Origin of the sequence: Streptomyces cyaneochromogenes, assembly GCF_003963535.1 — a bacterium.
GTDB classification, from domain to species: domain Bacteria; phylum Actinomycetota; class Actinomycetes; order Streptomycetales; family Streptomycetaceae; genus Streptomyces; species Streptomyces shaanxiensis.
In genome coordinates this window covers 1,431,321-1,450,073 of sequence record NZ_CP034539.1, presented here as the reverse complement: position 1 = coordinate 1,450,073, position 18,753 = coordinate 1,431,321, and the positions used below count along the sequence as shown (strand labels likewise).

The window sequence follows — 18,753 nt, the reverse complement described above, 5'->3', positions numbered from 1 at the left end:
ACGGAGGGGTGGCCGCGGCCCGTTCGCCGTTCGCCGCGCCGTTCAGCAGCGCTGCTCCCCGCCCCCGCCGATCAGTGTGTCCAGCAACTCGCCCAGCACCTCGCGTTGTTCGTCCGTCAGCGGCGCAAGGATCTCCTCCGCGGCCGACCGCCGCGCACCGTGCAGCTCCCGCAGGGCCGCCCGCCCGTCGTCGGTGAGCTCGATCCGGATCACCCGCCGGTTCGTCGGATCCGGCACCCGCCGTACCTTCCCGCTCGCCTCCAGCCCGTCGACCAGCGACGTCACCGCGCGCGGGACCACTTCCAGGCGCTCGGCGAGATCGGCCATCCGGGGCGGCGAGTCGTAGTGCGCGAGCGTGCGCAGCAGGCGGGACTGGGCCGGGGTGACACCCAGGCCGCACTCCTGCAGGTGCTGTTTCTGGATGCGGTGGACCCGGCGGGTGAAGCGCAGGAGCTGATCGGCGAGCGGGCCGTCGGGATCGGGCGTGGTCATGCGGGAACAATATCAGGACGACATTCATTGTGAGCATAGGTAACAATGAGCTAAGCTCCGTCAGTCCGCATCATCACACCTCCCGTAGGAGCCCATGCACCCCGACAACGAACCCACCTGGACGCCATCCGCCGCACAGCAGGAACAGCCCCGGCAGGTGCGCCGCATCCTGAGCCTCTTCCGTCCGTACCGCGGCCGCCTGGCCGTCGTCGGCCTGCTCGTCGGCGCCTCCTCGCTGGTCGGCGTGGCCACGCCCTTCCTGCTCAAGGCGATCCTCGACGTCGCGATCCCCGAGGGCCGCACCGGCCTGCTCAGCCTGCTCGCGCTCGGCATGATCCTCAGCGCCGTGCTGAGCGGCGTCTTCGGCGTGCTGCAGACGCTGATCTCCACGACGGTCGGTCAACGCGTCATGCACGACCTGCGCACCGCGGTCTACGGCCGCCTGCAGCGCATGTCGCTCGCCTTCTTCACCCGCACCCGCACCGGCGAGGTCCAGTCCCGCATCGCCAACGACATCGGCGGCATGCAGGCCACCGTCACCTCCACCGCGACCTCCCTGGTCTCCAACCTGACCAGCGTGGTCGCCACGATCGTCGCGATGATCGCCCTCGACTGGCGCCTGACCGTCGTCTCCCTGCTCCTGCTGCCGGTCTTCGTCTGGATCAGCCGCCGTGTCGGCAACGAGCGCAAGAAGATCACCACCCAGCGCCAGAAGCAGATGGCCGCGATGGCCGCCACGGTCACCGAGTCGCTCTCGGTCAGCGGCATCCTGCTCGGCCGCACGATGGGCCGCTCCGACTCGCTGACCAAGTCCTTCTCCGACGAGTCCGAGCGGCTGGTCGACCTCGAAGTACGGTCGAACATGGCCGGCCGCTGGCGCATGTCCGTCATCGGCATCGTCATGGCCGCGATGCCCGCCTTCATCTACTGGACCGCGGGGATGGCCCTCCAACTCGGCGGCCCCCAGGTCTCGATCGGCACGATCGTCGCCTTCGTCTCGCTTCAGCAGGGCCTGTTCCGCCCGGCCGTCAGCCTGCTGTCCACCGGCGTCCAGATCCAGGCCTCGCTCGCGCTCTTCCAGCGCATCTTCGAGTACCTCGACCTGCCCATCGACATCACCGAGCGGGAGGAGCCCGTCCACCTCGACGAGGTCAAGGGCGAGGTCCGCTTCGAGAACGTGGAGTTCCGGTACGACGGGAACGACGGAAAGGGCGGCGCGATCCTCGACGGCATCGACCTCACCGTCCCGGCGGGCGGCAGCCTCGCGGTCGTCGGCCCGACCGGCGCCGGAAAGTCGACGCTCGGTCATCTCGTGCCGCGGCTGTACGACGTGACGGGCGGCCGGGTCACCCTCGACGGCGTCGACGTGCGCGACCTCGACTTCGACACCCTCGCCCGCGCGGTCGGGGTCGTCTCGCAGGAGACGTACCTCTTCCACGCCTCAGTCGCCGACAACCTGCGCTTCGCCAAGCCGGACGCCACCGACGACGAGCTGCGTGCGGCGGCCCGGGCGGCGCAGATCCACGACCACATCGCCGCGCTGCCCGACGGCTACGACACCGTCGTGGGCGAACGCGGGCACCGCTTCTCCGGCGGTGAGAAGCAGCGCCTGGCCATCGCCCGCACGATCCTGCGTGACCCGCCGGTCCTCATCCTCGACGAGGCGACGAGCGCGCTGGACACCCGCACCGAACACGCCGTCCAGGAGGCCATCGACGCCCTGTCCGCCAACCGCACCACGGTCACCATCGCCCACCGCCTGTCCACCATTCGGGGCGCCGACCAGATCGTCGTCCTCGACGCGGGGCGCGTGGCCGAACGGGGGACGCACGAGGAGCTGTTGGAGCAGGAGGGGCGGTATGCGGGGCTGGTCCGCCGAGACGCCCAACTGGAGCCGACGGGGTGACGTTATGCCGGGTTTGTGACCATGTGCGGGTTACCGTTCCGGCATGTACTTGAACACTCCGTCACGGAGAACGATTCGACTGACGCGCCGGGGCCGTATCGCTCTCATCGTCGCCGGCGCCGTCGTGGCCGGTACCGCCGTGGCGGTGCCGCTGTTGAGCCCGGGCGAGGGAAAGCCGAGGCCCACCACCCTGGTGATCCCGGAGGGCTGGCGCGCGAGCCAGATCTACGCCGCCGTCGACAAGGCCCTCGCCCTGCCGAACGGTGCCACGAAGAAGTCCCTCCACAAGCTCGACCTCAAGCTGCCGAACGACGCCGAGGGCAATCCCGAGGGCTACCTCTTCCCGGCGACGTATCCGCTGGAGCGCAACGGCAAGCGGGTAACGCCCGAGTCCCTGCTGTCGGCCATGGTCGACACCGCCAACAAGAAGTTCAGCGGCGCCCCGATCGCCGCGGGCGCGCAGCGCAACGCCATGAACGTCTATCAGGCGGTGACCATCGCGAGCATCGTCCAGGCCGAGGCCGGCAGCAAGGCCGACATGGGCAAGGTGGCGCGGGTCGTCTTCAACCGGCTGGAGCGCGGGATGCCGTTGCAGATGGACTCCACCATCAACTACGCGCTGGGCCGCTCCACGCTGCGGACCACCGAGGCCGACACCCGGATCGAGAGCCCCTACAACTCGTACCAGCGCATGGGCCTGCCGCCCACACCGATCGACAACCCGGGTGAGGAGGCGATGCGCGCCGCGATCAACCCTTCGCCGGGCGACTGGCTGTACTTCGTCACGGTCAAGCCCGGCGACACCCGCTTCACCGCCGACTATGCGGAACACCAGCGCAATGTCGCCGAGTTCAACGCCGAGCAGAAGCGGAAGGCGAGCCCCAAGCCGTCGAGGTGAGCCGACGGCGCGGTGACCCACGGCCGTCGGGCGGCCGGTACGTCAGGCGGCGAGCGGCTCCTCCGCCGACAACCGCCTGATGTCCCGCACGGCCGCGCGCCCGGCCCGGTTGGCGCCGATCGTGCTGGCGGACGGGCCGTAACCGACGAGGTGGACACGGGGGTCGGCGATCGCGCGCGTCCCCTCCACCCGGATCCCGCCACCCGGCTCGCGCAGGCGCAGCGGCGCCAAGTGATCGATGGCGGCGCGGAAACCCGTCGCCCACAGGATGACATCGGCCTCGACGCGCTGTCCGTCCCGCCACTGCACCCCGTCCGGCGTGACCTGGTCGAACATGGGGCGCCGGTCCAGGACCCCGTCCGCGAGCCCCTGCCGGACGGCGTCGTTCAGGGGCAGCCCCGTGACCGAGACGACGCTCTTCGGCGGCAGTCCCTGCCGGACCCGCTCCTCGACGAGCGCGACGGCCGCCCGGCCCACGTCCTCGGTGAACGGGCCCTCGCGGAACACCGGTGGACGCCGCGTGACCCACGTCGTGGCGGCCGCGTACGGGGCGATCTCCAGCAGATGCTGGGTGCCGGAGGCGCCGCCGCCCACGACCACGACCCGCTGTCCGGCGAACTCCTCGGGCCCGGGGTACTGCGCGGTGTGCAACTGCCGCCCCCGGAACGTCTCCTGGCCGGGGTAGCGCGGCCAGAACGGCCGGTCCCAGGTGCCGGTCGCGTTGATCAGCGCCCGTGTCGCCCAGGTCCCCGCAGAAGTCTCCACGAGCAGCCGCCCGCCCGGGCCCTCCCGCACGGCACGCACGTCGACGGGCCGCCGGACACGCAGGTCGAAGGTCCGCTCGTACCTGTCGAAGTACTCGGCGATGACCTCGGACGACGGCCTCTCGGGCGCGGCGTCGGTCAGCTCCATCCCGGGCAGTGAGTGCATCCCGTGCACCTTGCCGTACGTCAGGGACGGCCACCGGAACTGCCAGGCGCCGCCCGGACCGGGGGAGTGGTCGAGGACCACGAAGTCGCGGTCCGGTTCGAAACCGGTGCGCCGCAGGTGGTAGGCGCTGGAGAGACCTGCCTGACCAGCGCCTATGACGACCACGTCGACTTCCTCGACCACCTCGATATCGTTCACGCTTCTACTAACCGCCGAGGTGGCGCGGATCTTCCCCGAGGTGCGACATGTCACGAACCCTCCGAGGCATGCGCCTCGGAGGTCGACGGCGGCAGGTCGCCGTTGTACCGCGTGTCCACGAACTGGCCGAAGTCCACCTTCTTCGGGATGAGCCCCAGCTCGGTGAAGGTGTCGGCGATCTCCTGCTCGGAGGCGATGAGCGGCTTGTCCACCGCGACCGAGATCCGGGTGGAGTTGGTGCGCTTCACCGAGGCCAGCGCGACCTCGTACGGCAGCCCGGTGTCCTTCGCCCAGACCTTCGCCCACTCCTCCTGGTGGTCGTGCACCCACGCCGTGGCGCGCCGCAGCCGCTCCAGGTAGTCCTTGATGGCGACGGCCTTCTCCTTGTCCTTCAGCGCGGAGGGCGCCGCCACCTGGAAGGTGAGCCCGTTGGTGATCCCGTCGCCGGTCGTCAGGATCCGGCCCTGCTCGGACTGGAGCACCTGCGAGGTGTACGGATCCCACACCGCCCACGCGTCGACCTTGCCGGCGGTGAACGCGGCCAGCGCGTCGGCCGGCTGGAGGTACTTGACGTCGACGTCGCTCAGGCCCAGCCCGGCCGCCTTGAGGGACGCGATCAGCTGGTAGTTGGCGGAGGAGCCCTGCGCCACGGCGATCGACCTGCCCTTGAGCTGCTCGGGCTTCGTCAGCTTCGAGTCGTTCGGCACGAGGATCGCGTCGCCCTTGGAGGTGCCCTTGAACGCGGCCACCGCCGTGATCTTCGAGCCGGCGCCCGCCGCGAAGACCGGCGGCGTGTTGCCGACCGCGCCGATGTCGACGGCCTTGGCGTTGACGGCCTCCAGCAGCGGCGGACCGGAGGTGAAGGTCGACCACTTGATCTTGTAGTCGAGGTTCTTCAGCTCGCCCGCGGCGCGCAGGATGGCCTCCGAACCACCCTTCTGATCACCGACGTTGAGGGTGAGGGAGCCCGATCCGTCGGTGTCGCCGCCGGTCGAGGCCGACGAGCTGCCTCCGCAGGCGGACAGGAGCAGGGCCAGGGGGAGAAGCACCGCGGCGGGGACGAGGCGACGTCGCATGACGGATCCGTTCTGTGGAACTGAGGATGGGTGGAGCCGAGGATGGAAGGAGGGGGTGATCAGGCGGCTTCGGCGGCCGTGTCGACGCCGAGTCGTTCCAGGAGGCCGGCGCGCAGTTCGGCGAACCGGGGGTCGGTGATGTCGCGGGGGCGGTCGAGGTCGATGCGCTGCTCGTGCGCGATGACCCCGTCGTCCATCACGAGGACACGGTCGGCGAGGAGTACGGCCTCCTCGACGTCGTGCGTGACGAGCAGGACCGCGCAGCCGCGCCGCTGCCACAACTCGCCGACCAGCCGCTGGGCCTTGATGCGGGTGAGCGCGTCCAGCGCGCCGAACGGCTCGTCGAGCAGCAGCAGATCGGGCTCACGGACCAACGCCCGGGCGAGCGAGGCACGTTGGGCCTCGCCGCCCGAGAGGGTCTTGGGCCAGGCGTCCGTACGGTGGTCCAGGCCGACCTCCTTCAGGGCCTGCTCGGCGACGGCACGCCCGGGCTTGCCCGGCAGGCCGAGCAGCACGTTGCGCCACACCTTCTTCCACGGCATCAGCCGAGGTGCCTGGAAGGCGACGGCCTTGCGGCGCGGCACCAGGACGGTGCCCTCGATGTCGCGGTCGAGGCCGGCGAGGATGCGCAGCAGGGTGGACTTGCCGCAGCCGCTGCGGCCGAGCAGGGCCACGAACTCGCCCGGGCGGACGTCGAGGTCGAGCCGGTCGATGACGGCACGGCCGTCGAAGGCGCGGGTCAGGCCCGCGACATGAACGGCCTGCGTGGCCTGCGTGGACGGCGTGGCCTGGGAGGTCTCGGAGGCCGGTACGGCCTCGGGGCTCACCGGCCGGTGAACGTCGGTCGCCATTGCAGCAGCAGCCTTTCGAGGGAGCGGACGATGAAGTCGGCGAGCAGACCGAGGAAGGCGTAGACGATCAGGCAGACCACGATCACGTCGGTGCGCAGGAAGTCCCGCGCCTGCACCATCAGGAACCCGATGCCGGAGTCGGCGTTGACCTGCTCGGCGAAGACGAGGGCCAGCCAGGCGATGCCGAGCGAGTAGCGCAGGCCGGTCAGGGCTCCGGGCAGCGCACCGGGCAGCACGACATGCCGCACCAGGCCCCACCTGGACAGGCCGAGGGACTCCCCGGCCTCGATCAACTGGGAGTCCACCCCTCGGATACCGGCGTACACGTTGAGGTAGAGCGGGAACGTCACGCCGAGCGTGATGATGGCGACCTTGGGCGCCTCGCCGATGCCGAACCAGATGATGAACAGTGGGATGAGCCCGACGAAGGGCACGGTCCGCAGCATCTGCACGGGCGCGTCCACCAGGTCCTCGCCGATCCGGAACAGGCCCGAGACGAGGGCGAGTCCGGTGCCCACGAGGGTGCCCAGTGCCAGTCCGGCGGCGACGCGCGTCAGGGACGTCGCCATGGCCGAGGACAGCGAGCCGTCCGCGATCAGATCGCCCGCGACCTGGGTGATGCGGCCCGGCGAGGCGAGGACGTCGGCGGTCAACACACCCGTGGCGCTGAGCAGTTGCCACAGGATGAGGAGCAGGACCGGGCCCGTGGTGCGGCGCAGCCAGCGGGGGATGCGGGTGCGGCGGGAGGAGGCGGGGAGGAGGGGTTCGAGGTCGGGCGGGGAGGGGGTGGCGGCGGTGGCCTTGACGAGGGCACCGTCGGGTATATCGGAAATATCCGGCTCCGAAGAGCCGGGCGGGGCATGACTGATGCTCATGAGTGCTCCACGAGGAGAGCGGCCGACGGGGGCGTGCGCTTCGGCGCCGCCACGTCTCACAGCGAGGTCAGACGTGCGGGTGGAGCGGTGCCGTAGCGGCGGAGGTGGCAGCCGGGAGAGAGGGAGAAGGCGTCAGCGGCCGCGGCGACACGCGGCGGAGGCCACCCGCAGCAGGTCGATGTGACCGCGCGTGGTGAGCAGGACTGAACGCAACATGTCGCCGAAAGTAGCCAGATGGCGCGGCGGCGGTCAACGGTGTCTCGCGGAGTGGACCTTGCGTATCACGCCTCGACCCGCCGCCCGGCCGTCTCCTCGCCTGCGAACTCCGGTGCATGGGCGAGGATGGACGGCATGTCAGACGCCTTCACCACCCGAGTTCTGAACGTCGCCTCCGGCTCCTCGGAGCGGGTCGTGGACCTCACCCCCGACTGTGAGGCCTTCCTGCGGGAGGCGGCGGCAGGCCGCGACGGCCTTCTGAACGTCTTCGTGCCGCACGCCACGGCCGGCATCGCGATCATCGAGACGGGCGCCGGCAGCGACGACGACCTCCTCGCCGCCCTGCACACCCTCCTCCCCGCCGACGACCGCTGGCAGCACCGGCACGGCAGTCCCGGCCACGGCCGCGACCACGTCCTCCCGGCCTTCGTCCCGCCCCACGCGACGCTGCCGGTCCTGGGCGGGCGGCTGGAGCTCGGGACGTGGCAGTCGGTGTGCCTCGTCGACACCAATAAAGACAATGTCAACCGTCAGGTTCGACTGAGCTTCCTGGGCTGAGCAAGATCGTCCTGGGCGCGGCCGCCAAATCTCCGTACCTTGCGTGTTCGAAACGGAGAAGTCTTGCGCGGTACGGACCTGAACATGATCGAACGTCCCTACGACGGATGCGGGAAGTGCCTGCTCGGCGTGCGACGGCTGTCGCGGATGAAACTCGCCACGTCGTCGCCGGAGCGGCAACGCGAGGACGTGCTGACCGCCGCCCGCGTCTGTCGGGGGCCACATCATCGGCTGGGCCGACGATTGGGAGGTGTCGGGCGCCACCGGCCCGATGACCCGGCCGAAACTGGGCCCGCGGCTTCGCGATGAGAAGGGTCCGTACGACGGGTTGGTGGCCGCAGCCGTGGACCGGCTCGGCCGCAACGTCGTGGACTGCCTGAACACCGGCTACAAGATGCGTGACGAAGGAAGCTGCTCGTCACCTGCGGGCATGACGGTCCGTGGGATCTGGATGACCAGGTCGACGAGAACCGCTTCACTATGGAGGCCTGGGGCGCGCAGATGGAACTGCGGGCCATCCAGTGCCGAAACCGCAGCGCTACGGAGAAGGCGCGGGCAGCGGGACGCCCGAAGGGGAAGCTTTCCTACGGGTTCCAGTACGTGCGGACCGTCGTGGGCGGCAAGATCGATCACGTTGTCCTGCATCCGCACGCCTCGACTGTCGGGTGCACGACCTGCGGGAGATCGTCAACGCGATCCTGTACGTCAACCGCACCGGCATCCCATGGGAGTGCCTGCCGCACGACTTCCCGCCGTACAAGACCGTCTACGACTACTACGCGAAGTGGGAAGCCGACGGCACCACACAGCAGGTCTGAAGACCTCGGCAAACGTCGCCGAGACCAGCCAGGGCATCGACGCCGGCAAGAAGATCAAAGGACGCAAGCGGCATCTATCACGGACACGCTCGGTCTGGCGTTGGCCGCGAAGGGGTTCAAGCCGCTGCCGAAGCGGTGGGTGATCGAGCGGACCTTCGGCTGGCTGATGCAGCACCGTCGCCTGGCGCGGGACTACGAAGCCCTCCCGCAGAGATCCCGCACGATGATCCACTGGGCAATGGCTAACAAAATGTCCCGCGAGCTGGCCGGAGAATCCGCACCAATCTGGCGAATCGAAACGGACATCCCACTCGCATCGGCGTGAACACTGATCAGGTGCTCTCTAAGGGCCTCTGACGGTTGAACCGCCGCCCGGCGGCCGGGCTCGCTGGCATGCCCCGGGGACGGTCGTGATCGGCTGGGGCCGACAGACCGCGAACCCGAGGAGGTGCCGTGACGACGGCCTCCACCAACGGCCCCGCGACCCGCCGGCGCACCGCGCGCCGCGGGTCGCGGTGGCTGAAGGGTCAGTCCACGTTCACCGCCCGCCACAGCTGGCCGTCGGCGTTCGTGTCCGTCGTCTGCACGAGCTGCGTGCCCGCCGTCGAGTTGGGCACCGAGAGCAGCTTGCCGCTGTTCACGTTCTTGATCTTGTAGTAGCCGTTTCCGTCGGCGACCAGTGTCCAGCGCTGGTTCGCGGCGTTGGTGTCGGACGACTGGATGACGGTCGCGCCGTCCGCGGTGGAGGCACCGCTGACGTCCATGAGCAGGCCACTGTTGCGGCTGACGATCTCGTAACTGCCGTTACCCACCGGGACGAAGCGCCAGTTCTGGTTCCCGGCTCCGGAGTCGGTCCACTGGATGACGTTGGCTCCGGCGGTCAGGGATCCGCCTGACACATCGATGGCCTTGTTGCTGCTCTTGTTGACCAACTTGTAGTTGGCGTTCGTCGCGGGGAACGAGATGGAGGCGAACGCGTCCAGCGCGCAGACGGTGTTGGACGAGGAAGCGTTCTTCGTCCCGGTGCACACCACCCTGATCGTATGCGGGCCCGCGGCCAGGTTTGTCTTCTCGAACAGCGGCACCTGCTTCGTCACCGTCGGGGCGTAGGCGTCGATGCCCGCCTGGGTCAGGGTGCCGTCGATGTAGACGTCCACCTTGCCCATGTTCGGCTGCGTCATGCTCAGGTACCGGACGCCCGTGCCGGTGAACGAGAACTCGGCGTAGTTGCCCGCGGTGCTCGTGACCTTCTCGGACCCGTTCATGTCCCTCGAGTCGTTCCAGTTCGACCAGGTCCCGGAGTAGGTCACGCCCGCGGCCTTGTCGTCGACGTGGCTCCAGCGCTGCCGCACCAGGGCCTTCGACGCGGGGGACGCGTTGCCCTGGGCGTTCACGACGTAGAGCCGGTAGTCACCCGCCGTCTGCGGGACGCGGATGCTCGTCGAGGTGCCGCTCGCGCTGGTCTTGGTGGGACCGGCGGCGAACGTCGTCGTACCGGCGGGAGCCAGCCACAGCGTCTTCGTCGCGTCCTTGGGGCTGCGCACCGGAATGGTCATCACGCCCGTGCCGGCGAACGTGCTCGCGGGCAGCGCGTAGTCCTGCGGCGCCGTGACGGCGGTGGGGAGGAGGTCCTTGTAGGCCTCCTCCAGACCCGCGTTCAGGGCGATGGCGTACGCCTGCGACGGCCAGACGTTGTCCCCGTACCCCCGCACGTCCTGGATCGTGCTGTTCGGGACGTTCCTGCCGGCGATCTTGTTGAGGGTGCCGTAGTTGTTGGTGATGCTCAGGTCGTGCTGCCGGCCCCAGGTGCCGGAGTTGACGGTGTACGCCAGGCCCGGGTCGACGTCGAACACGTTGTCGTGGTAGTTGATGAAGGCGGAGCCTTCATCGGGGTGCAGGCCGTACTTGTGGCCGGCCGGAACGCCCTGGATGTAGTTGCCGCTGATCTCCGTTCCCGGCTGGCTGCCCAGCGTGTAGATGGGAGCGGAGTCGCCGAGCACCTGCATCGTGTCGAAGAGCTCGTTGTACTTGATGGTGTTGTTCTTCGCCGTGGTGGTCGGGTTCCCGGGATTGATGGAGTTCGTCGAACCGTCGAAGTTCCACCATCCCCAGCCGAGCGTGATGCCCGCCCACGGGGACTTCTCGATCCGGTTGTGCTCCACGGACAGGGAGTCCACGAAGTACGCCGACACGGGGCTGGAGGCCTCGAACAACGCCCCGCTGTCGTAGAGGTAGTTGTTCGTGATCGAGATGTTCTTGCAGAGCCCCTCGACGTTCACCGGGTACTTCTCGTTGTTGGTCGAGGTGTAGTCCCCGATGTACACGTGCTGGGGGTGCCCCACGGTGATCGCGGAACCGGCTATGTCATTCGTGACGTTGCCGGTCAGCTGCGAGTCCGTCACGTCGTTGGCCAGGGTGATCCCGTCGGCGCCGGTGTGCTGCACCGTGTTGCGCTGCAGGGTGATGCCGTCGGCGTTCTCGATCTGGACGGCGGCCGGCGGCAGGTCGACGTTCCGGTAGGTGTACGCGTGGAAGTTCTTCTTCGCGTACACCTTCGAGATGGTGTTGCCCTGCGTTGACTGCCGGAAGACGGAGCCCGCGACATTGACCAGGTTCCAGTCGGAGTGCTCGACCGTGAGCCCGGAGAATGTGATGTTCCGCGCGTGGTCGGTCCTCGACGTGCCGGCGATCTTGAGGAGGGTGGTCACGTTGTTCGGCGCGAAGACCTCCGCCGTGGTCATGTCCTCGGAGCCGGACTTGTAGTAGTACAGCGTGTGGGTGGTCTTGTTGAAGTAGAACTCGCCCGGCTTGTCCAGGAACTCGTACGCGTTCATGAACGTATGACTGCCGCCGGCTTTGAACGGGCCGTACGGCGGCGCCTGGGCGATGGCCGCACCCGGCTGCTGGAACTGGGCCACGCGGTTGGCGCCGTCCGAGCTCGTGGTGATCTGACGGACGCCCACGATGGCCGTGGTCCAGGTCGTGGCCGACTTGATCTCGACGTCGTCCTGGTTGGCGGCGATGGCCGGCAGGTCGGAGAGGCTGTACTTGGCCCCGTCGCAATGTGAACCCGACTCCCAGGCCCAGGGGGCCTGGCCGGCCGTGACGGAGTAGGTCCCTTGGCATCCGGCCGAGTCGATCGTCTTCGAGGCCATCTGGGCACGCTTGCCGTCGACGTAGAGCGCGCGGAGCTTGTCGTCGCGGTCCAGCGACGCCTTCCAGATGTTCCCGCTGTGCTGGGTCCAGCCGGTCACCGGGACGCCACCGTTCAGCACCGGCTTCTCGTTCTGGTAGGCGGCGTACACGACACGGTGGCCGTTAGTCCCGGAGTCGGCCGACGTGAAGTCGATGGTGCTGCTCACGGGGTAGTTGCCGCCGCGCAGATAGACGTTGATGTCGCCGGTCATGTCGTCGTTGACGGTGCGTACGACGTCCCGCGCGTGCCGCAGGGTCTTGAACGGCGCGGAGATCGTCCCGGCGTTGGTGTCGCTGCCGTCGGGGGCGACGTAGTAGGTGGCCTGGGTCGCGGCCGAGGCCGGGGCCGCCAGCGTGAGGGAGGTCAGCGGCGTCGCGCAGAGGGCCATGGCCAGCACGGCCGACAGCCTGCGGACGGTGGAGGGGAAGGGCTTCATCGTCTGCCCCTCCTGCTGGATCGGTCGGTCGGGAAAGCGTTCATGCGGCGGCTCCGGGGGTGCGGTCGGTGCGGTTTCGCGGACGGGGGCGACTTCCTCAGTGCTTCCTCAGTGCTTCCTCAGTGGCAGATGCGGTACGGGTTTCCCTGGCGGCGGACGCGGAGTGGCCCGGGTGATCGGTCGGGTCGGTGGAGGGCGAGCGACCGGACGTGGTGCGCCCTCGCCCCTCAGCGGCATCAAGGGACACCGCCGGTGGTGATGGGGACGTCCTGCCTGATCAGCCCTCGGTCGCGGAGGTCGTCCCAGAGCGCCCGGGGTACGGCGCTCCGCTGGAGTGCCACGTTCTGCGTCACCTGTGCGCGGTCGCGCATGCCCAACGTGACGTTGACGGTGCTGGGATGGGTGGTCGGGAAGGCGATGGCGGCGGCGGGAAGGCTGGTGCCGTGCTCCTCGCAGACCTCCGCGATCGCCCGTGCGCGGGCGACCAGTTCCCGGGGAGCGGCCTGGTAGTCGTACTTCATGCCTTGGGCGGGCCACGGACGTGAGAGCAGCCCGGAGTTGAAGACACCGGCCGCGACGACGCTCTTGCCCGCTTCCCGCGCGGCGGGCAGCACGTCGTCCAGCGCCGACTGGTCGAGGAGGGTGTAGCGCCCGGCGAGCATGACGACGTCGGCGGCGGTCTCCCGCAGGAAACGGGCGAGCATGGCCGACTGGTTCATGCCGGCGCCGATGGCCCCGACGACCCCTTGGTCGCGCAGCTCCGCCAGAGCGGGCATGGCCTCGTCGGCGGCCTGCCGCCAGTGGTCGTCGGGGTCGTGCACGTAGACGATGTCGAGCCGGTCGAGGCCGGTGCGGCGCAGGGAGTCCTCGATGGAGCGGAGCACGCCGTCGCGGCTGAAGTCCCACTGCCGGCGCAGGTCGTCCCGGACGACGAAGCCCTCACTGTCGACGCCCTGGGGACGCTCGTTGGGGACGAGGAGCCGGCCGACCTTGGAGGAGACGACGTACTCGTCCCGAGGGCGCTGCCGCAGGGCCGCCCCGAGGCGCTGTTCGGAGAGCCCGAGGCCGTAGTGCGGCGCGGTGTCGAAGTACCGGATGCCCGCGTCCCAGGCGGCGTCGACGGCGGCCGACGCGTCGGCCGCCGAGGTGGTGCGGTACAGGTTGCCGATCACGGACGCGCCGAACCCGAGGGCGGTGAGTTCGACGGACGTGCGGGCGACGCTCCGGCGTCGCATGACGTCCTCCTCGTGGACGCGGACGTCGACGTGGACCGGTACGGAGTCGGGGCCGCCGCTCATCGACCGAGCCATCCGCCGTCGACGGGCAGGGTGGTGCCGTGGATGTAGGCGGCGGCATCGGAGGCGAGGAAGACGGTGGCGCCGGCCAGGTCGTCGGCACTGCCCCAGCGTCCGGCGGGGATGCGGTCCAGGATCGCCTTGCTGCGGACGGGGTCGTCCTGGAGGGCCTGGGTGTTGTCGGTGGCGATGTAGCCGGGGGCGATGGCGTTGACGTTGACGCCGTGCGGTGCCCACTCGTTGGCCAGGGCCTTGGTCAGACCGGCGATGCCGTGCTTGGCGGCGGTGTAGCCGGGGACGGTGATGCCGCCCTGGTAGCTGAGCAGCGAGGCGGTGAAGATGACCTTGCCGTGGCCGCGGGCGACCATGGTGGCGCCGACGGCGCGGGAGAGGACGAACTGGGCGCTGAGGTTGACCTGGAGCACCGACTCCCAGTCGGCGTCGCTGTGCTGGGCGGCCGCGGCACGGCGGATGGTGCCCGCGTTGTTGACGAGGATGTCCACGGGGCGTTCGCGTCCGGCGAGGTCGGCGCCGAGGGCGCGGACGGCTTCGGGGTCGGCGAAGTCGGTGCGGATGGCTTCGAAGGTGCGGCCCACGGCGGTGACGTCCTTCTCCACGTCGCTGCCGGACTCCTCCAGGGAGGCGCTCACTCCGATGATGTCGGCTCCGGCTTCGGCGAGGGCGCGGGCCATGGCCCGGCCGATGCCGCGGCGGGCGCCGGTGACGACGGCGAGTTTCCCGGTGAGGTCGAAGGCGCTCATACGGCGGCTCCCTGGGTGTCGTCGGAGTGGTCGGTGTCGTGGGTGCAGTCGAGGAGGATCTTCATCACGTCGCCGCCGCCCTCCAGTGCCTCGAACGCGGCGGGTGCCTGGGTGAGGGGGACGACCTTGCTGATCAGCCGGTCGGCGGGGATGGTGGGTTCACCTCGCGCGGGCGGGGGCGGATGGCGACCCGACACAGCCGCCCCCGCACCCCGAGGACTTCCACGGCGGTCTCCACACCGCCGGCCGGACCGGACACCTCGAACGCGACGTCGGCGCCCGTGTCGCCGGTCCACGCGCCGACCAGGGCGCCGATGTCGTCGGCGGCCGGATCCCACGTGGTCAGCCCCAACTCCTCGGCTGGCAAACGCCGGTGAGCGCTCAGCTCCACCACCCGCACCTCGGCCCCGGCAGCCTGCGCGACCAGTGCGATCAGGACCCCGACCGGCCCACCGCCGACGACCACGACCTTCTCGCCCTCGGTGACCTGCGCCCGGCCGACGTCGCGGACGGCCACCGCGGTGGGCTCCACGAGCGCAGCCCGGTCCAGTGCGAGCGACTCCGGCAGGCGGATCAGGGTGGAGGCGGGTACGGTCCAGCGCTGCTGCATGGCGCCGGGGGAGTCTATGCCGATGAAGTCGAGCTGCTGGCAGACGTGTTGGTGACCGGCACGGCGGGCGGGGCAGGTGCCGTCCCAGCGCAGCGGCATCATGGTCACCGTGCAGGTCGGTCCCGCAGATACCGACGTAGGCGGGAGCCAGCTCCACCTCGCCGGGGCCCGGCTCCACACTCGGTGCGGGAGCCGTGTCCAGGTTGCGGGCGGCCGTGTAGTGGACGGCAAGTGTCATCAGTTTTCTCCAAAGTCCTCTCGGCACGAGCGCCGTACGTCAGCCGCGGGCGGGGAGGCGGTAGAAGGCGGTCGCGGTGCCGGCGAGGAGCGCGTGGATCTCGCTCTCCGCGCAGTCGGTGAGCAGTTCGTCCACGGTGGCGGCCCAGCGGTTCCAGCCGCCCGCGAGGTTGGCGACCGGCCAGTCGGAGCCGAACATCAGCCGGTCCGGGCCGAAGGACGTGAGCAGCACGTCCCAGACCGGGCGGATGTCGGAGGTGGTCCAACTGCCGTGGTCGGCCTCGGTGATGAGGCCCGACAGCTTGCAGACCACGTGCTCGTGCGCGGCCAGCCGTCGCACCTGCTCTCGCCATTCGGCGAGTTGGCGCCCGGCGATGTCCGGCTTGCCCGCGTGGTTCAGCACCTGGGGCAGGTCGGGGAAGCGTACGGCCAGCCGGATCGCCTGGTCGAGCTGGTGGCTGCGGACCAAGACGTCGTAGGAGAGCCCGCGGTCCCTCGCCGCCGCCAACCCTCGTTCGACATCGGGGCGTTGCAGCCAGGCCTGGTCCGTCTCGCCCTGGACGAGGTGGCGCAGGGAACGCAGATAGCGGCCGCCCGGTCCGGCGAGCAGTCGGTCGAGCGTGTCGCCGATCGCCGGCGAGGTGAGGTCCGCCCAGCCGACCACCGCCTCGATCAGCGGCTCCCGCTCCGCGAGGGCGAGCAGGTCCTCCGTCTCGGGCACCTCCGGCACGCACTGCACGGCCACCGTGCCGTGGAGGTGACGGCCCGCGACGGAGCGGGTCGCGGTGGAACGCAGGTCGTCGGGGGTGAAGGTGCGGCGGATCGACGTCAGGCCGGGGTCGTCGAGCCAGGGCTGCGGACGCTGGTCGAGGTCCCACAGATGGTGGTGCGCGTCGATGAGAACGGGGGCGGGGGCGGAGGTCATGGCGGGTTCCAAGTCGGGTCGGTCCGGCGCGGTCCGTGTCAGACGGTGGCGTCCTCGCCGGGCGGGCCGAGGTGCCAGATCTCGGTCAGTTCCGTCCACTGGCGGGAGTCGCCCCGGTCGGGCCAGGGCTCCTGGCAGGGGTCGGTGAGTTTCCACCACTCCTGCGTCTCGGGGTCGGCTTCGAGGACAGCCATGTCGGCCTCGAAGTCGTCGCCGTGGTACTCGAGGTAGCCGAACAGCACGTCACCGTGGAGGAAGATGCCGAAGTTGCGGATGTTCGCCCGGTGCAGGGCCGCCTCCACCCCGGGCCAGACGGCGGAGTGCAGTTCGAGGTACCTCTCCCGGTGCTCGGGCCGGAGCCTGATGGTCTGGGCGATGCGCTTCACGCCGTGCTCTCTTCCGTACCGGGGGCTCGCTCGCCCGCGTCGGTGTCGAACGGGGTGCGGTAGTTGGGGGTGTTGGCGCGCAGGTCCAGTCGCAGGACGAGCTTGATCCGGGTGGACGCGGGCAGCCGGACGGTCAGGAAGGGGCTGTCGCAGGACAGTTCTTCCTCGGTGACGACGGGCTCGGTGTGGCCGTAGTCGTACATGTCGCCGATCCAGCCGTCGTCCCGGCAGGTGGTGTACCGGACGGCCGTGATGGTGTGCTCGGCGAAGGCGCCGGCCTGGACAATCACCGTGCGGTCGGTCTCGGGGGCGAGGTTGACCAGTTCGACGGTGGTCGCTTCGGGGTCGATGGAGGTGACCAGCGCGGCCACGTCCTGGGGGAGGCCGGCGCGGCGTGCCTCGGCGTCGTGGTAGCGCAGCCGGGCCTGCTGCAGGCCGCCGTTGTAGAGCACCTGGGAGCCGCCCCAGGTCAGCTGGACGAGGGCTTCGGTGACCACGGGGTTGGACTGCTGCCAGACGTGGATGTCGGCCTCGGGCACGTCCAGGTCGCGGTGGCGGTCGATGCGGCGCAGGCGGTGGCGGATCTGGGCCTGGGCGGTGGCGAGGATGCGCTCGGGGTAGCCGGGGTCGTCGCCGGCGAGGAAGGCGAACCATGCCTTCTCGTGGCCGGATTCCTCCTTGGAGCGGAACGGCCGCAGGGTGCGCCAGTCGATCGCCTCGGCCTCGCGCAGGTTCTCCAGCCGCTTGCGGTCGGCGTCCGAGGCCGAGTGGTGCCACAGGGCCACCGGTACGGGCGGGGTGATCGGGTTGTAGTCGAACCAGCCGGTGTCGTTGTGCCGGAATGGCACGTGGAGCGTGGGGATGTCGGCGTCCGGGCCGAGTTCGACCGCCCACTTGGCGGGCAGGCTGGAGTCCGCCTCGGTGTGGGGCATCACCTTGCCGCGGGCGATGAGCGAGTCGAGCGTGGTGCGGACCATGGACAGGAAGTCGTCGTCCCCGGTGACCGTCGCCGCCGCGAGCGCCGCCACGCAGGCCGCGGTTCCGATGCTGTGCCAGCCGTGGGGCCAGGACCAGCCGTAGTGGCCGCCGTACCAGCGGCCTTCGAGGAGGCCGCCGACGACTCCGTCCGGGCTGACGTTGTCGGGGATGACACCGTCGTTCGCCTCGGTGCGCTCCCGCCACGCGCCGACGTACTCGACGATCCAGTCGCGGTAGCGCTCGTCGCCGGTCAGGATCCAGGCGTTGAGGACCAGACCGGCCGCGGCGAGGTTCATCGCGGTGTCGCCGACGCCCATCCGGTCGCGCATCTGCGCCCCGAGACGCGGGTCGGAGGAGAGCGGGAACGGGCCGCCCTGCGCCTCGGGGATCCACTCGAGCGGGTACCCGTAGGTGTCGGCCTCCTTCTGGAGCCAGGGGTAGACGTCGCCGTCGAACAGGCCCGTGCGGTCGGGGTCGCTGCCGTTGTGCGGGCGGGTGATGATGCGGTGCTGGGGGTCGTAGTTGCCGTGGGCCGGGTCGACGTACAACTCGGCGAAGCGCAGGGCGCGCTCATGCCAGCGGTCGGGGGCGGCCATGCACAGGAAGTAGAGCAGGAGCAGGCTCTCTCCCTGGTGGAACCAGTCGTAACCGCGCTCGAACTCGACGCGCAGCATGTCCAGTTCGGTGAGCTGCTTGGTCACGCCCTCCCAGTGCTTCTCGCTGGCGGGCAGCAGGTCGTCGGCGCCGCCGAGGAGGTAGAGCTGGGGCCAGTTGAAGAACACCTCGTAGAAGTCGTCCACGCCGTCGCGGGTGGTCAGCGCCCCGGTGTAGTTCAGCCGTCCGTCCGGGCCGGTGAAGTCGCGGGCGAAGCGCCGCCAGGCGTGGTCGAGGAGGTCGAACAGGGACCTCTGGGCCACGGCCCAACCGGGTGGTTCGAGCAGCGGCACCCCCGCCTCGATCTCGGGTGGCGGGGCCGGCTGGTCGCAGGGGGTGGCCTCGGCCGAAGAGGGGTCGGCGGAGCTGTAGGGCATGGGGGATCTCCGTTCGGGGTGGGTGGCGGGACGGCGCACGCCGGGGACGACGGCCGGGACGAGCCGCTATTCCTTGGCGC

The 18,753-nt window shown here is 70.0% G+C and carries 15 protein-coding genes and 2 pseudogenes; 4 read left to right on the top strand and 13 right to left on the bottom strand.

Going from position 1 to position 18,753, the window contains the following annotated elements; translation table 11 throughout:
- Positions 1-42 precede the first annotated feature (42 nt).
- On the bottom strand, positions 43-492 hold the full coding sequence (locus tag EJ357_RS06225) for a MarR family winged helix-turn-helix transcriptional regulator (RefSeq protein WP_126389393.1): 450 nt from the start codon (positions 490-492) through the stop codon (positions 43-45).
- Between the two features lie 94 nt (positions 493-586).
- Between EJ357_RS06225 and EJ357_RS06220 the strand changes: the two genes are divergently transcribed.
- Together EJ357_RS06220 and mltG are read left to right on the top strand one after the other, a co-directional pair.
- Entirely contained in the window at positions 587-2,398 is a 1,812-nt protein-coding gene (locus tag EJ357_RS06220; RefSeq protein ID WP_126389391.1) for an ABC transporter ATP-binding protein, read from the top strand.
- 43 nt (positions 2,399-2,441) lie between these two features.
- On the top strand, positions 2,442-3,296 hold the full coding sequence (mltG, locus tag EJ357_RS06215; protein WP_126389389.1) for an endolytic transglycosylase MltG: 855 nt from the start codon (positions 2,442-2,444) through the stop codon (positions 3,294-3,296).
- 42 nt (positions 3,297-3,338) lie between these two features.
- Here the strand turns inward: mltG and EJ357_RS06210 are convergent, their stop codons facing one another.
- The 5 genes from EJ357_RS06210 to EJ357_RS50720 form a co-directional block, all read right to left on the bottom strand.
- A complete protein-coding gene (locus tag EJ357_RS06210; RefSeq protein WP_126389387.1) occupies positions 3,339-4,424 on the bottom strand; it encodes an NAD(P)-binding domain-containing protein in 1,086 nt (361 codons plus the stop codon).
- 50 nt (positions 4,425-4,474) lie between these two features.
- A complete protein-coding gene (locus tag EJ357_RS06205) occupies positions 4,475-5,500 on the bottom strand; it encodes an ABC transporter substrate-binding protein (protein WP_126389385.1) in 1,026 nt (341 codons plus the stop codon).
- A 59-nt stretch (positions 5,501-5,559) separates the two neighbouring features.
- Positions 5,560-6,351: an ABC transporter ATP-binding protein gene (locus tag EJ357_RS06200; RefSeq protein WP_126389383.1), complete on the bottom strand. Its 792-nt coding sequence runs from the start codon at positions 6,349-6,351 to the stop codon at positions 5,560-5,562.
- Positions 6,324-7,226 (bottom strand): ABC transporter permease, encoded by a 903-nt coding sequence (locus EJ357_RS06195; RefSeq protein ID WP_126389381.1) that lies wholly within the window; start codon positions 7,224-7,226, stop codon positions 6,324-6,326. The genes EJ357_RS06200 and EJ357_RS06195 overlap by 28 nt, the downstream gene beginning before the upstream one ends.
- 132 nt (positions 7,227-7,358) lie before the next feature.
- Positions 7,359-7,442 carry a putative leader peptide gene (locus tag EJ357_RS50720; RefSeq protein ID WP_352340592.1) on the bottom strand — a complete coding sequence of 28 codons (84 nt, stop codon included), beginning with the start codon at positions 7,440-7,442 and terminating at the stop codon, positions 7,359-7,361.
- 135 nt (positions 7,443-7,577) lie between these two features.
- Here EJ357_RS50720 and EJ357_RS06190 point away from each other — a divergent pair, with 135 nt between their 5' ends.
- Together EJ357_RS06190 and EJ357_RS50715 are read left to right on the top strand one after the other, a co-directional pair.
- Complete coding sequence (locus tag EJ357_RS06190) at positions 7,578-8,000, top strand: YjbQ family protein (protein ID WP_126389379.1); 423 nt, start codon at positions 7,578-7,580, stop codon at positions 7,998-8,000.
- Between the two features lie 521 nt (positions 8,001-8,521).
- Positions 8,522-9,143 (top strand): annotated as a pseudogene (locus EJ357_RS50715) (transposase).
- A gap of 202 nt (positions 9,144-9,345) precedes the next feature.
- On the opposite strand, the gene EJ357_RS06175 reads toward EJ357_RS50715, so the two are convergent.
- The 7 genes and pseudogenes from EJ357_RS06175 to EJ357_RS06145 form a co-directional block, all read right to left on the bottom strand.
- Complete coding sequence (locus tag EJ357_RS06175; protein ID WP_126389378.1) at positions 9,346-12,450, bottom strand: RICIN domain-containing protein; 3,105 nt, start codon at positions 12,448-12,450, stop codon at positions 9,346-9,348.
- 236 nt (positions 12,451-12,686) lie between these two features.
- The gene (locus tag EJ357_RS06170) at positions 12,687-13,685 is read right to left on the bottom strand and encodes an aldo/keto reductase (protein ID WP_126399246.1); all 999 of its coding nucleotides are present in this window, start codon (positions 13,683-13,685) and stop codon (positions 12,687-12,689) included.
- Between the two features lie 59 nt (positions 13,686-13,744).
- Positions 13,745-14,506 (bottom strand): SDR family oxidoreductase, encoded by a 762-nt coding sequence (locus EJ357_RS06165; protein WP_126389377.1) that lies wholly within the window; start codon positions 14,504-14,506, stop codon positions 13,745-13,747.
- Positions 14,503-15,354: pseudogene (locus EJ357_RS06160) on the bottom strand (zinc-dependent alcohol dehydrogenase). Before EJ357_RS06160 ends, EJ357_RS06165 begins: the two are co-directional and overlap by 4 nt.
- 39 nt (positions 15,355-15,393) lie before the next feature.
- On the bottom strand, positions 15,394-16,278 hold the full coding sequence (locus EJ357_RS06155; protein ID WP_126389376.1) for an amidohydrolase family protein: 885 nt from the start codon (positions 16,276-16,278) through the stop codon (positions 15,394-15,396).
- Positions 16,279-16,316: 38 nt separating this feature from the next.
- A complete protein-coding gene (locus EJ357_RS06150; RefSeq protein ID WP_126389375.1) occupies positions 16,317-16,664 on the bottom strand; it encodes an L-rhamnose mutarotase in 348 nt (115 codons plus the stop codon).
- Entirely contained in the window at positions 16,661-18,673 is a 2,013-nt protein-coding gene (locus EJ357_RS06145; RefSeq protein ID WP_126389374.1) for a hypothetical protein, read from the bottom strand. The genes EJ357_RS06150 and EJ357_RS06145 overlap by 4 nt, the downstream gene beginning before the upstream one ends.
- Positions 18,674-18,753: the final 80 nt, after the last annotated feature.